Source organism: Yersinia mollaretii ATCC 43969, assembly GCF_013282725.1.
GTDB classification, from domain to species: Bacteria; Pseudomonadota; Gammaproteobacteria; order Enterobacterales; family Enterobacteriaceae; genus Yersinia; species Yersinia mollaretii.
Window position 1 is genome coordinate 4,059,150 of sequence record NZ_CP054043.1, and the last position, 14,223, is coordinate 4,073,372.

The following is a 14,223-nucleotide window of genomic DNA, read 5'->3' on the forward strand; positions in this document are numbered from 1 at the left end:
AAACTGTATGAATAAACAGGAGTGTAACCAAATTACTCAGGTTTTGCACCTGCCTGTTTACCGCGTTTTAATTACAAGGCGGTTACTCTGCTTCACTTCTTCCATGACCACATAGGTACGCGTGTCGTTGACGCCCGGTAGGCGAAGCAAGGTTTCACCGAGTAATGTACGGTAAGCTGACATATCTGGTACTCGAGTTTTCAACAAATAGTCGAAATCGCCTGATACCAAGTGACACTCTTGAATTTCCTCAAGATTTTTGACAGCAGCATTGAATTGCTCAAATACATCCGGAGCGCCACGATTCAGAGTAATCTCAACGATAACCAGCAATGATGCATCCAAATACTGTGGATTAAGCAGTGCGGTATAGCCATGAATGAAGCCCTGACGCTCTAAGCGGCGAACCCGTTCCAAACATGGTGTTGGTGACAATCCTACTCGTTTTGAAAGCTCGACGTTAGAGATGCGCCCATCCTTTTGTAATTCATTCAGGATGTTACGATCAATACGATCAAGCTCTTTCCCCGGGCGCTTTTTATTATCTATCATCTTATAGTCTCTCTTAATTTCCTTGAGTCTGTGACATGCCCTAAATGTAATTGAATTTAGAGCCTGCTACAGACAACGACCCGCAGCCTGTTTTATGCAAATATATCAACACGTTGTTATCTCACACCCTGTCTGTCTAACTGTATGCGAGGTACTCGATGATTATTAGCGTTGAGGAAGAGATAGCGCATCACGAACAACCGCAGAAACATCCCCCCTACAGTTGTTCGAGAATTGACCCCACATGCCATCCAGCATTAATCGAAAACATTCCAGGGTTTTCGCTTGGTATCACTGATACCAAATCTGAAATTATGGCGCGCAGATAATTTCTTCTTCCTATGATGTTTTCGCAAATGCGCAGCCGATTGTCAAAGTAAAAGAAGTTAAATCAGTACAACGTGCCAGAATTAAAATCTCAGCACCCTTCTCTTAGCTATTTTTCCATCATTTATTTGCTATAAAATGGTGCAAATTACCCTCCAATTATTATGTTTTTTTATGGGCTATTGGCTTGCAAGCCACATTATTTATGGGGTCAAAGCTTTTTCGGGGGAATCGCCTCTTAATGTAGAAATGAATTTAAGTCCAATTTGTCCCTACCTCTATTTTTCTTATCGGCTAACTGTCGATTATCAATGCATTTAGTTTATTAAATAGGCATGACCTATCAAACAAATCGCTAACAACATTTTTGTCTGCTTTTTTTAATGCACAATTTTCCCTACAATCGCTAACATTGTCCGCCATTGTGGTAAAGAGGTATTCATGAGCACGGCTAAACATAGCAAATTGATTATTCTGGGTTCTGGCCCTGCGGGTTATACCGCCGCAGTTTATGCTGCACGCGCCAACCTGAAACCTGTATTGATTACCGGAATGGAAAAAGGCGGTCAGTTGACCACCACCACCGATGTCGAAAACTGGCCGGGAGATCCTGAGGGATTGACTGGCCCAGCGCTAATGGAACGGATGCATGAACATGCAGAAAAGTTCCAGACAGAAATTCTGTTCGACCATATCAATCGCGTTGATTTGCAAAACCGCCCATTCCGCTTATTTGGTGATGGAGCAGAGTACACCTGTGATGCGCTGATTATCGCAACTGGAGCGTCTGCCCGCTATTTGGGGATGGAATCAGAGGAAGCATTCAAAGGCAAAGGGGTCTCTGCCTGTGCAACCTGCGATGGTTTCTTCTATCGCAATCAAAAAGTTGCCGTTGTCGGTGGCGGTAACACAGCCGTTGAAGAAGCGCTTTATCTGGCCAACATCGCCGCTGAAGTGCACTTAATTCACCGCCGCGATAGCTTCCGTTCAGAAAAAATCCTGATCGACCGTCTGATGGAAAAAGTGAAAAATGGCAACATCGTGCTGCACACTGATCGTACCTTAGACGAAGTTCTGGGCGATGATATGGGTGTGACAGGTGTTCGCCTGAAATCCACCAAAAACAACGAAACAGAAGAGCTAGCGGTCGCAGGTGTCTTCATCGCGATAGGCCATAGCCCAAACACCGCTATTTTTGGTGAGCAACTGGCACTGGAGAATGGCTACATCAAAGTTCAGTCTGGTACTCAGGGCAATGCGACACAGACCTCGATTCCGGGTGTTTTCGCTGCGGGTGATGTTATGGACCATATTTACCGTCAAGCCATCACCTCCGCCGGCACGGGTTGTATGGCGGCGTTGGACGCAGAGCGTTATCTTGATGGGTTGATGAACGATAAATAACACTCACTGATATTACACCTGATATCACAGTTTCACTGAATACGTACGGGCAGCTAACACTATGTGAGCCGCCCGTTTTTATTTCTATTTTGTTCTGTATTTTTGTACATTGAACATACCAATGAAAAACAGCAAATTATAGAAATCCACTAATGCGGTGACTATCACAAGCATTATGGTTTCACCTCATAGCATCACGAGGTAAGATTGCCCCTCGCCAGTTTGCCACCGCCAATGGTGACAAACCTTTTGATCTTTTTATACCCACAGTAATCGGTGTTGCAGGTAGACGAATCTCGCACAACCATTGGGTTTGTATGAGTTAACGTGACTAACCTATCTGCATCCCTGAGCACCATGGGTATATTTGCGCAGACAAATTGCCTGATGAATAAAACACGACAGTATGAGTTGATTCGTTGGCTGAAAAAACAAAGCGCTCCGGCGCAACGTTGGCTCCGCCTGTCCATGTTACTTGGTCTCCTCAGCGGGTTACTAATTATCGCTCAGGCATGGTTGCTCGCCACCTTGCTGCAATCTTTGATTATCGACAAATTGCCCCGCACTGCATTAACTGCCGATTTTTGGCTACTGGCGGGGACTTTTGCTTTGCGTGCCGTGATCAGTTGGTTACGTGAGCGGGTAGGATTTATCTGTGGCATGAAAGTTCGCCAGCAGATTCGCAAAGTCGTGTTAGACAGATTAGAACAACTTGGCCCCGCGTGGGTGAAGGGTAAACCAGCCGGGAGTTGGGCGACCATTATTCTGGAACAAATTGAAGATATGCAGGATTACTATTCTCGCTATCTGCCGCAAATGTATCTGGCGGTATTTATTCCTGTGCTGATTTTAATTGCCATTTTCCCCATCAACTGGGCAGCAGGTTTGATCTTATTTGTCACCGCGCCGCTGATTCCGTTATTCATGGCACTGGTCGGGATGGGGGCTGCTGATGCCAATCGGCGTAACTTTGTCGCGCTAGCACGTCTGAGTGGCAATTTCCTCGATCGCTTACGCGGGTTAGACACCCTGCGGCTATTTAACCGTGCCAAAGCAGAGACAGACCAAATTCGCGACTCCTCGGAAGATTTCCGGCGCAGAACCATGGAAGTGCTGCGAATGGCTTTCCTCTCCTCAGCCGTATTGGAGTTTTTTGCTGCCATATCTATTGCCGTAGTGGCGGTTTACTTTGGTTTTTCTTATTTAGGCGAACTGAACTTTGGCAGCTATGGTTTAGGCGTAACACTGTTTTCTGGTTTTCTGGTCTTGATTCTGGCACCAGAGTTCTTCCAGCCATTACGTGATTTAGGGACGTTCTACCATGCGAAAGCACAGGCAGTAGGTGCGGCTGAATCACTGGTCACTTTTTTAAGCAGTGAAAGTGAGTCTATCGGCCAGGGCGATAAAGTGCTGAGTGGTTCAGATGCCCTAACCCTTGAAGCCGATGAGTTGGAAATTCTGGCTCCCAATGGCACCCACTTAGCTGGGCCGCTGACGTTTTTCCTACCCGCCGGAAAACGTGTCGCCATCGTTGGCTTAAGCGGCGCGGGCAAAAGTTCGTTACTCAACCTACTACTGGGGTTTTTACCCTATCACGGCTCGTTAAAAGTCAACGGCATTGAATTGCGTGAGTTAGCACCACAAGTCTGGCGTAGCCAGTTAAGCTGGGTGGGGCAAAATCCACATTTACCGGAACAGACACTGGTTGCCAATATTTTGTTGGGGCAACCTGAGGCTGATGACAGCCAATTACAGCAAGCGATTGAGCGCGCATATATCAACGAATTCCTCCAAGATTTGCCGCAAGGGTTGAATACCGAGGTCGGCGATCACTCAGCTCGTCTTTCAGTTGGGCAAGCCCAGCGTGTGGCCGTTGCCCGCGCATTACTCAACCCTTGCCGGTTACTGCTGCTGGATGAACCAACGGCCAGCCTTGATGCCCACAGTGAACAGTTAGTGATGAAAGCACTGGAGGAAGCCTCTCGCAGGCAGACAACCTTGCTGGTCACTCATCAGTTGGAAGACACACTGGGTTATGATCAAATTTGGGTAATGGATAGTGGCCTTTTGATTCAACAAGGCGATTACTCCAGCTTGAGTCAGTCTGGCGGTTCATTTGCCAATCTGCTGTCCCATCGCAGTGAGGAGCTTTAATCATGCGCGTACTTCTTCCCTTTTTGGCGCTGTATCGCCGCCATTGGTTCCTGATTTGTCTGGGCATTGTGCTAGCAATTATTACCCTGCTCGCCAGTATCGGCTTGCTCACATTATCGGGTTGGTTCCTCGCAGGTACCGCCATCGCAGGCCCTGCTGGACTTTACACGTTTAACTATTTGCTACCGGCAGCCGGTGTCCGTGGTGCGGCAATTACCCGCACAGCTGGCCGTTACGCCGAGCGTGTTGTCAGCCACGATGCTACATTCCGTGTGCTGGCACATTTGCGGGTATTCGCTTTTCAGAAAATCCTGCCACTCTCCCCCGCCGGTATCGCCCGTTTTCGCCAGAGTGAGCTGCTCAACCGGCTGGTCGCTGATGTCGACACTCTTGATCATCTCTATTTGCGGGTGATCTCACCGCTGGTAGCCGCCATCGCCATTATCGCTGTAGTGACTTTTGGCCTGAGCTATCTGGATGTCAATTTAGCCCTGACCCTCGGTGCGATCCTGCTCGGGTTACTGCTGCTGGTCCCGTTGATTTTCTACCGTGCTGGTCGACCTATCGGCCGTGATCTAACCCACCTGCGCGGTCTGTATCGTTCACAACTGACCTCTTGGTTACAGGGGCAGGCTGAGTTGTTGGTATTTGGTGCGTTGAGTCGTTTCCGTGCGTCACTGGAAGATATTGAGCAGCGCTGGATGAGCCGCCAGAAGCAACAGGCTTCGTTGGCTGGCTTGGCGCAAGCACTTATGATTTTGGCCTCCGGTTTAACCGTAACCGCTATTTTATGGCTCGCCGCAGACGGTATTGGCGGGAATAGCCAGCCCGGTGCATTGCTGGCGCTGTTCGTCTTCACCTCATTGGCCGCATTTGAAGCCTTGTTGCCAGTTTCGGGGGCTTTCCAACATTTGGGGCAAGTTATCGCATCAGCAACTCGAGTTGCACAGTTGATAGAACAAAAGCCTGAAGTGACATTCCCTGTAAGTGGTCCAGCAGTAACGTCACAGGTGGAGCTAGAAGTGACAGGGTTAAGTTTTACCTATCCACAGCAGCCTCTGCCTGTTTTGCAGAATATATCGCTATCACTGGCCGCAGGGGAGCATATTGCGCTATTGGGTCGCACTGGTTGTGGTAAGTCCACACTTTTGCAGTTATTAACCCGAGCCTGGGATGCCAACCAAGGCACCATCACGCTGAATGGGTTGCCATTGGCGCAATACGATGAAACCACATTGCGTCAAATGATGACTGTGGTCAGCCAGCGGGTGCACATTTTCAGCAGTACCTTGCGTGAAAACCTATTACTTGCCTGCCCTTCTGCGTCAGATGCACAGCTAAAAACGGTTTTGGAACAAGTGGGATTAGCCAATTTGTTGGATAACGTCGAAGGGCTAAATGCATGGATGGGCGATGGTGGACGACCATTGTCCGGCGGCGAACAACGGCGCTTGGGAATTGCCCGTGCCTTGTTACATCCAGCTCCGCTGTTGCTGCTTGATGAGCCCACCGAAGGGCTAGACGCTGAAACTGAGCAGCAAATTCTGTCGCTGCTGCGTCAACATTGCCGCCAGAAAAGCCTAATTATTGTCACTCACCGCTTGTATGGGTTGGAATATATGGACCGTATTTGCGTAATGGATGGCGGGATGATAGTCGAGCAAGGCACCCACCAAAACTTATTGCAAAGTAAGGGCCGCTATTATCAATTCCATCAACGCCATTGAGGGCGTGATATTGAAACGGCGATGATGTTTTTGCTGTTTCCGAATTGGCTGAGCATAGGCCGATAATGAGCTAATTTTCAGCTAATATTATTAAAAGCTGCTGAAACCAAAGCAGTATTATTTATGATTATGCCTAAATGGGCCTGTTAGCCGTCGCCAAGGAGATTTATGCGCATCACTCAGCTCTCTTCTCAATCATTTGCCTTTCCGTCACCTGAGCTGGCTCTGCGCGAACCAAACGGATTGCTGGCACTGGGGGGCGATTTATCCGCGCCCCGTTTGCTAGCCGCCTACCAGCGGGGGATTTTTCCTTGGTTTAGCCCTGGGGAGATGATTTTATGGTGGTCACCTGATCCTCGGGCAGTATTGTTCCCAGAAGATTTGCATGTCAGCCGGAGCATGCGGCGTTTTCTGCGGCGTTGCCCTTATCGATTTACGCTCAACCATGCTTTTGAGGATGTTGTCCGCGCCTGTGCTTCTCAACGTGATGAGGGAACCTGGATTGGCGACGATGTGCAGCGAGCTTATTGCGAGCTACATGCTCTAGGGCACGCCCATTCAGTAGAGGTTTGGTTGGAAAATGAGCTAGTTGGTGGTTTGTATGGCATTGCAGTGGGTACATTGTTTTGCGGTGAATCCATGTTTAGCCGCTCTGACAATGCATCAAAAAGCGCATTAATGGTTTTTTGTCATCATTTTACCCATCAGGGTGGAGAACTGATTGACTGTCAGGTCCTCAACGCTCACACTGCGTCGCTGGGTGCGATTGAGATCCCACGCAACTTTTTTTTGCAGCAGTTGAGTCAACTCCAGTTTAGTCCACTACCGGCTGAATGCTGGTTACCGCAATCGTTGAGTTTTTCAGCCACGATGCAGTAAAGCTCAACCGTTGAAATGAACCCCACATTAGGCTTTATCCCCCTTTTACCGGCAGACTAATCTTGCTGAAATGGTGCGATGACTGCCAACACTTCTTTACATAATGTGGGTTTTTCGGCATTATCTTGCCGATTAAAAACTAAGGTAGTTACACCTAGAGGATTCGATGGCCAAAGAAGACAATATTGAAATGCAGGGCACCGTTCTTGATACGCTGCCGAACACCATGTTCCGCGTTGAATTGGAAAACGGGCACGTGGTAACCGCTCATATCTCCGGTAAAATGCGCAAAAACTATATCCGCATCCTGACGGGTGACAAAGTCACTGTAGAGCTGACCCCGTACGACCTGAGCAAAGGCCGCATTGTCTTCCGTAGCCGTTAATCGGCTAATCTGTCGCAAGTCGACGACTCGCGAGCTCTGAGGATGTAGTCCCCCTCCGGCGCCCTTTCCATTTATGGCAAGGGCGTTTTGCGTTTTCTTTTATTTACCTGCTCATCCGGCTTTATCAGCCATGAAAAAAACGAAATACCCAAAAACAAAAAGGGCGATAAGTTGTTAACTTATAGCCCTTTTTTATTATTGCTGTATCAACGTACTGACTTAGTGAACCGCACCTTCAGTTTTACGCTTTTGCGCACTCTGAAACTCATATGCCAGTTGTTGTTTTTCTTTATCCAGCCCAACAGTGACTGAGCCACCATCAACCAAAGAACCAAATAACAACTCGTTTGCCAGCGGTTTCTTCAGGTTTTCCTGAATCACCCGCGCCATTGGCCGTGCACCCATCGCCTTGTCGTAACCTTTATCAGATAACCAATTACGGGCTTCTTCACTGACTTCCAGCGACACGCCTTTGGCATCTAATTGCGCCTGCAATTCAACGATGAATTTATCCACCACCTGCTGGATCACAGTCGGCGACAAGTGATTGAACCAAATAATGTTATCCAACCGGTTACGGAATTCCGGCGTAAACACTTTTTTGATCTCTTCTAATGCGTCAGTGCTGTTGTCCTGCTGCTTAAAGCCAATGGAGGTGCGCTGCGTTTCGCGCACACCAGCATTGGTGGTCATCACCAGAATGACGTTGCGGAAATCAGCTTTACGGCCATTGTTATCCGTGAGAGTCCCGTTATCCATCACCTGCAATAACAGGTTAAACACATCCGGATGGGCTTTTTCAATTTCATCCAGCAGCAAAACCGCATGAGGATGTTTGATAACCGCATCGGTCAACAGACCACCTTGATCGTAGCCAACATATCCCGGAGGCGCACCAATCAGGCGGCTAACGGTGTGACGCTCCATATATTCGGACATATCAAAGCGCAGCAACTCGATATCCAGCGCTTTGGCCAATTGTACCGTCACTTCAGTCTTACCTACACCGGTCGGGCCAGCAAACAGGAATGACCCGACAGGTTTATGGTCATGCCCTAATCCTGCACGGCTCATTTTGATGGCTTCGGACAGAGCATCGATGGCCTTATCTTGGCCAAATACCAGCATGTTCAAGCGGTCGCTCAGATTTTTCAGCACATCGCGATCACTGGCAGAGACCGTTTTCTCCGGAATACGAGCAATACGAGCAACCACAGATTCAATATCCGACACATTGACAGTTTTCTTACGTTTGTTAACGGGCATCAGACGACTACGGGCGCCCGCTTCATCGATCACATCAATGGCTTTATCCGGCAAGTGACGGTCGTTGATATATTTAACCGATAACTCTACTGCGGCGCGTATCGCTTTCGCGGTATAACGCACGTCATGATGCGCTTCATATTTCGGTTTCAAACCGTTAATAATCTGAACGGTTTCTTCTGGTGTCGGTTCAGTAATATCGATTTTCTGGAAACGCCGCGCCAAGGCACGATCTTTTTCAAAGATATTGCTGAACTCTTGGTAAGTCGTAGAGCCAATCACCCGAATTTTGCCACTGGAAAGCAACGGTTTAATCAGGTTAGCGGCGTCAACTTGCCCACCAGAGGCTGCCCCAGCCCCGATGATAGTATGAATTTCATCGATAAACAGAATGCTGTCTTTATCGTTTTCCAGCTGTTTCAGCAGCGCTTTGAAGCGTTTTTCAAAGTCACCACGGTATTTAGTTCCCGCCAGCAACGAGCCGATATCCAGTGAGTACAGGGTGCATTCAGACATCACTTCTGGTACATCGCCTTGCACGATACGCCAGGCCAGACCTTCGGCGATGGCGGTTTTACCAACACCAGACTCCCCCACCAGCAGTGGGTTATTTTTACGTCGGCGGCACAACACCTGAATGGCACGTTCCAGCTCTTTATCGCGTCCAATAAGCGGATCTATACCGCCAACACGCGCCAGTTGATTCAGATTGGTGGTGAAGTTCTCCATACGGTCTTCCCCTCCTGCCTGCTCTTCATTCACCGGATTTTCTGCATTCGGTGCCTGACCCGGTTCGTCCTTACGAGCGCCGTGGGAAATAAAGTTCACAACATCCAGACGGCTGACATCATGCTTGCGCAGCAGGTAGGCCGCCTGAGATTCTTGTTCACTGAAGATGGCTACCAGCACGTTAGCACCAGAGACTTCATTGCGCCCTGATGACTGAACATGGAAGACCGCGCGTTGCAACACCCGCTGAAAACTAAGCGTAGGCTGGGTGTCACGCTCTTCTTCAGTGACTGGTAATGTTGGTGTGGTTTGTTCGATGAACGCTTCCAGTTCCTGGCGTAATGCCACCAGATCAACCGTACACGCCTCCAGCGCTTCCCGCGCGGCTGGATTGCTTAGCAATGCCAGCAATAGGTGCTCCACGGTCATAAACTCGTGTCTGTGCTCACGCGCTCTGGCGAAAGCCATATTGAGACTGAGTTCAAGTTCTTGATTGAGCATAGGCACCTCCCAATAATTGCCTTAATCAGGCTTTTTCCAGCGTACAAAGCAATGGATGCTCGTTCTCCCTGGCGTATTGATTAACATGTGCGACTTTTGTCTCTGCCACTTCGGCAGTAAAAACACCACAAATCGCCTTTCCTTGATAATGCACATTGAGCATCAATTGTGTTGCACGTTCAATATCATAAGAAAAGAACTTTTGCAGAACGTCAATCACAAATTCCATCGGTGTGTAATCGTCGTTGTTAAGTATAACTTTATACATAGACGGCGGTTTGAGCGCCTCTTTCTGTTTATCTTTGACTAAGTGTTCAAAATTCAGCCAGTCGTTATTCTTACCCATTGCCTGCCCATCGTTTCACTAAACCACACAGGAGCAATACCTCACTCCGGTTATAAGACCATTTGATGCAGATATCTATTATTATTTTAACATCACTTATGCCATAACGCCGCCAGAGAAAAAAGTCGATTTCTTTGCCTTAAAAACGGTTAAATTGTAACCAAACGAACACAATAGCGTTAGCTGCATCAAACTTTGAAGAACTGCCTCTGCCAGACAAAAGTCCTCCCCTTGACGTTGAGACCATTTCCACTAGAGTGTATTTTTGTGAGCTGTTGGAGTTTTAACCAATTTGTGCTCACTTTAACCAGCGATTACCTCATCTCAAACTAGAATAGCCTTGCGAGGGACGTAGAAGTATGGAGACGGGTACTGTTAAATGGTTCAATAACGCCAAAGGTTTTGGCTTCATTTGCCCAGAGGGCGGTGGCGAAGATATCTTCGCTCACTATTCAACTATCCAGATGGATGGTTACCGAACGTTAAAAGCCGGTCAAATGGTTAACTTTGATGTCCACGAAGGGCCGAAAGGGAACCATGCCAGCCTGATAGTACCACTTGGGTTAGATGTGGTACTGCAAGAAGACATACCGCAGGAACTTGCTGCTTTGGCCTGACACCACGCACTTATTCGCTTAACTATCATGGCACTACCCTCACCTAAACCATGCAGGTGATCGGGTTGTGTTCTGCGGTGACCTGTTGCGACCAGCATCAATAACGTTCAAAAATCAATGACATTTCAAAATGCCAGCCAATCATGACTGGCATTTTTATTTCTCTATTATGCTACCAGAGCCGCTACGGTCAACCTCCAATTCGGACTTAAAACCTCAACCGTAACACCCTTTATGCGCCACCACGCTCACGCGTCCCCCCTATTCACGCGCTAACGCATCAATAGGATTAAGTCTGGCCGCGCTGCGGGCAGGCAGATAGCCGAAGACCACCCCTATCACAGTTGAGCACAAGAACGCGCTGAACAAGGCCATCGGTGGGAAAGCAATCTGCCAGCTAGGTAAAATCATTTCCACCATCAAACCAATAGCGAAGGAGAGTGTGATACCCAGTGCACCACCCACCAGACAGACCAGAATCGCCTCGATTAAGAATTGCTGCATCACATCACTGGATCGCGCGCCCACCGCCATACGGATGCCGATTTCACGGGTACGTTCTGTCACTGAAACCAGCATAATATTCATCACGCCAATCCCACCAACCACCAGTGAAATCACCGCCACCAATGTCAGGAACAATTGCATCGTGCGGGTGGTTTGCTCCGCTGTTTGCAACAAGCTATCCATGTTGTAGGTGAATATGTCTTTCTTACCGTGGCGCAGGGTCAGCAAGCGAACCAACTGCTGCTCGGCTTCCTTGCTGCTATAGCCCTCTTTAATCCGAATGGTGATCGAATCAAAGTAGGAGCGCCCCATCAGGCGGCTCGCCATGGTGCTGTACGGCACCCATATCCGCAGCGCTTTACTGCTGCCAAACATGGATTGCTTCTCCTCTACCACCCCTACTACGGTCGCGGGCATATTACCGACCAAGATCACTTGCCCAACCACCTCTTTGAGATGAGGAAATAGCCTGCGCTGGGTATTGCGGTCAATCACGACCACTTGCGACTGGCGTTCGACCTGCTCATGGGTGATTGCTGTCCCCTGTTCGAGCTTCATGCCGTATACGCGAAAATATTGCTCACTAACACCCGAGACACTGGCCGCGACATCAATATTGCCGTATCGCAGCCGCATGCTGCCGGAAATGGTGGGCGACACGGCGCTGACATAGGATTGCTCTTTCAGCGCTGCCATATCGTCATAAACCAACGCCTGCCGGGTGCTCGGGTCATCGTCGCCAAAATCTTTGCCGGGATAGACATCAATCGTATTGGTCCCAATCGCGCGGATATCTGCCAACACCATCTGTTTGGCCGCATCCCCGACCACCAATATGGAGACCACCGAGGCGATACCAATAATGATCCCGAGCATGGTCAGCGCAGTGCGCATTTTATTGGCCGACATCGCGCGCCAAGCCATTAGTAGCGCCTCACGGAAACGCCCTGTCAGCTGCTGCCACGAAGGCGCAGGCGGTGTCAGACTCATCACATCAGAAACCGCGACGGTGGACACCGTTTTCGAGCCAGAGTCCGCCATAATGCGGCCATCTTTGATCTCAATGATCCGCTCTGCCTGAGCCGCAACAGTAGGGTCATGGGTGACAATAATCACCGTGTGCCCCTGCTGCTGTAGCTGCTTCAGGATAGCCATCACCTCAACACTAGAATGGCTATCCAGCGCCCCCGTCGGTTCATCGGCCAGAATAACCTGCCCACCGTTCATCAAGGCACGGGCGATACTGACTCGCTGCTGCTGACCGCCGGAGAGCTGATTGGGCTGGTAGTTGACCCGCTCCTCCAGCCCCAAGCGGGTCAACAACATGTTCGCTCGCTCACGCCGCTCATGCTTACCTAAACCGGCATAGACAGCGGGAACCTCGACGTTATGGGCCGCACTGAGATGAGGCAATAAATGATAACGCTGGAAAATAAAGCCAAAATGCTCGCGCCGCAGTGCCGCCAGTGCATCATTATCCAATGTGGCGACATCTTGACCGGCAACACGGTAAACCCCCGCACTCGGCTTATCCAGACAACCCAAGATGTTCATCAGTGTCGACTTACCCGAGCCAGAAGCGCCGATAATCGCGACCAGCTCACCGGCATTAATGGTCAGTGAGACATCCTGCAATACGTCAACGGTTTCTCCGCCGGACTGATAGCTACGACGAATGCCTTTTAATTCAAGCAATGCCGTCATTATGCTTCCTCCGTGCCACCGCGACTCACGATGACCTCCTCGCCGACCTTCAGACCTGAAACCACCTGTGCATCGACATTATTGCGAATGCCGATCGTCACTTCACGTTTCTCCTCTTTGCCCTCTTTCAGCACCGCGATTTGATAACGATTGGTGCCCAGCTCCTCACCTAAGGCCGATAATGGGATCACCACCGCCTGCGGCACATTTGCCAGTTGAATTGAGACCTGCGCAGTCATTTGCAAGCGTAATAGGCGATCGGGATTCGGCACCTCAAAGCGCGCTGAATAGAAGATAGCGTCATTCACTTTTTCCGGCGTTGGCTGGATATCTTTTAACACGCCATCGAAACGTTTTCCGGGATCACCCAGCACCGTAAACGAGGCTTTCATCCCCGGCTTAAGGTGAATCACATCGGCCTCAGAGACCTGCGCATTCACCAACATGGTGCCCATATCCGCCAACGTCAGAATATTGGGTGCCTGTTGTGCCGCAATCACTGTTTGGCCCTGCAAGGTGGTGATTTGCACCACATCGCCAGCCATCGGGGCAGAGATCTTGGTATAATCCAGATTAATGTTAGCTGTATCCAAACTGGCCTTGGCTTTATTGATTTGCGCATTAATGGTTTCAACCTGCGCTTTCTTCACTGCCAGCGTGGTACTGGCCTGATCCAGATCCTGACGTGATACCGCCTGTAGTTTCGCCAACTCTTGTTGACGGCGCAATGTCACCGCCGCCAGTTGCTGCTCAGCTTTTGCCTGCGCTAACTGAGCATTCAAATCTTGTAGTGTCGCCTCCACTTCTTTGATTTGGTTTTGTGCCTGTTGTGGGTCGATCATCGCCAACAACTGGCCTTGCGTAACTTGGTCGCCAATCTTCACATACAGTTTTTCTAACTGACCACTGACCTGCGCACCCACATCAACTTTGCGCACTGCATCAAGTTTGCCCGTGGCAAGAACATTCTGTTGCAGGTCACGGTTGGCGACTTTCACCGTCTGATATTGAACTGGCGCTGGAGCCATCAGATGTCTGGAGATGAAAAAACCACCGATAATCAACACGGCAAATACGATGAGCCATCGGCGCTGACTTCTACTGAGCTGCATCAATTCAATTACC

11 protein-coding genes are annotated in these 14,223 nt (G+C 49.3%); 6 read left to right on the forward strand and 5 right to left on the reverse strand.

Annotated elements, in window-relative coordinates:
* Positions 1-57: 57 nt before the first annotated feature.
* Complete coding sequence (lrp, locus tag HRD69_RS18055; protein ID WP_002211340.1) at positions 58-552, reverse strand: leucine-responsive transcriptional regulator Lrp; 495 nt, start codon at positions 550-552, stop codon at positions 58-60.
* 768 nt (positions 553-1,320) lie between these two features.
* Here lrp and trxB point away from each other — a divergent pair.
* From trxB to infA, 5 genes are all read left to right on the forward strand, one after another.
* Positions 1,321-2,283, forward strand: a complete 963-nt coding sequence (gene trxB / locus HRD69_RS18060; protein ID WP_004873736.1) for a thioredoxin-disulfide reductase — start codon at positions 1,321-1,323, stop codon at positions 2,281-2,283.
* Positions 2,284-2,670: 387 nt separating this feature from the next.
* Entirely contained in the window at positions 2,671-4,437 is a 1,767-nt protein-coding gene (cydD, locus tag HRD69_RS18065; protein WP_032813172.1) for a heme ABC transporter permease/ATP-binding protein CydD, read from the forward strand.
* A 2-nt stretch (positions 4,438-4,439) separates the two neighbouring features.
* Complete coding sequence (gene cydC / locus HRD69_RS18070; RefSeq protein WP_032813139.1) at positions 4,440-6,164, forward strand: heme ABC transporter ATP-binding protein/permease CydC; 1,725 nt, start codon at positions 4,440-4,442, stop codon at positions 6,162-6,164.
* Positions 6,165-6,332: 168 nt separating this feature from the next.
* The gene (gene aat, locus HRD69_RS18075) at positions 6,333-7,043 is read left to right on the forward strand and encodes a leucyl/phenylalanyl-tRNA--protein transferase (protein ID WP_050538486.1); all 711 of its coding nucleotides are present in this window, start codon (positions 6,333-6,335) and stop codon (positions 7,041-7,043) included.
* A gap of 166 nt (positions 7,044-7,209) precedes the next feature.
* Positions 7,210-7,428 carry a translation initiation factor IF-1 gene (gene infA / locus HRD69_RS18080; protein WP_002211347.1) on the forward strand — a complete coding sequence of 73 codons (219 nt, stop codon included), beginning with the start codon at positions 7,210-7,212 and terminating at the stop codon, positions 7,426-7,428.
* Positions 7,429-7,647: 219 nt separating this feature from the next.
* Here the strand turns inward: infA and clpA are convergent, their stop codons facing one another.
* Positions 7,648-9,924, reverse strand: coding sequence for an ATP-dependent Clp protease ATP-binding subunit ClpA (clpA, locus tag HRD69_RS18085; protein WP_032813137.1), 2,277 nt, complete (start codon positions 9,922-9,924; stop codon positions 7,648-7,650).
* A 25-nt stretch (positions 9,925-9,949) separates the two neighbouring features.
* The gene (gene clpS, locus HRD69_RS18090) at positions 9,950-10,270 is read right to left on the reverse strand and encodes an ATP-dependent Clp protease adapter ClpS (RefSeq protein ID WP_004873731.1); all 321 of its coding nucleotides are present in this window, start codon (positions 10,268-10,270) and stop codon (positions 9,950-9,952) included.
* A 359-nt stretch (positions 10,271-10,629) separates the two neighbouring features.
* Here clpS and cspD point away from each other — a divergent pair, with 359 nt between their 5' ends.
* Positions 10,630-10,887, forward strand: a complete 258-nt coding sequence (gene cspD, locus HRD69_RS18095; RefSeq protein WP_004873730.1) for a cold shock-like protein CspD — start codon at positions 10,630-10,632, stop codon at positions 10,885-10,887.
* 261 nt (positions 10,888-11,148) lie between these two features.
* On the opposite strand, the gene macB is transcribed toward cspD, so the two are convergent.
* Positions 11,149-13,098: a macrolide ABC transporter ATP-binding protein/permease MacB gene (gene macB / locus HRD69_RS18100; RefSeq protein ID WP_004873729.1), complete on the reverse strand. Its 1,950-nt coding sequence runs from the start codon at positions 13,096-13,098 to the stop codon at positions 11,149-11,151.
* Positions 13,098-14,210, reverse strand: a complete 1,113-nt coding sequence (gene macA / locus HRD69_RS18105) for a macrolide transporter subunit MacA (RefSeq protein WP_032813135.1) — start codon at positions 14,208-14,210, stop codon at positions 13,098-13,100. The genes macB and macA overlap by 1 nt, the downstream gene beginning before the upstream one ends.
* Between the last annotated feature and the right edge of the window lie 13 nt (positions 14,211-14,223).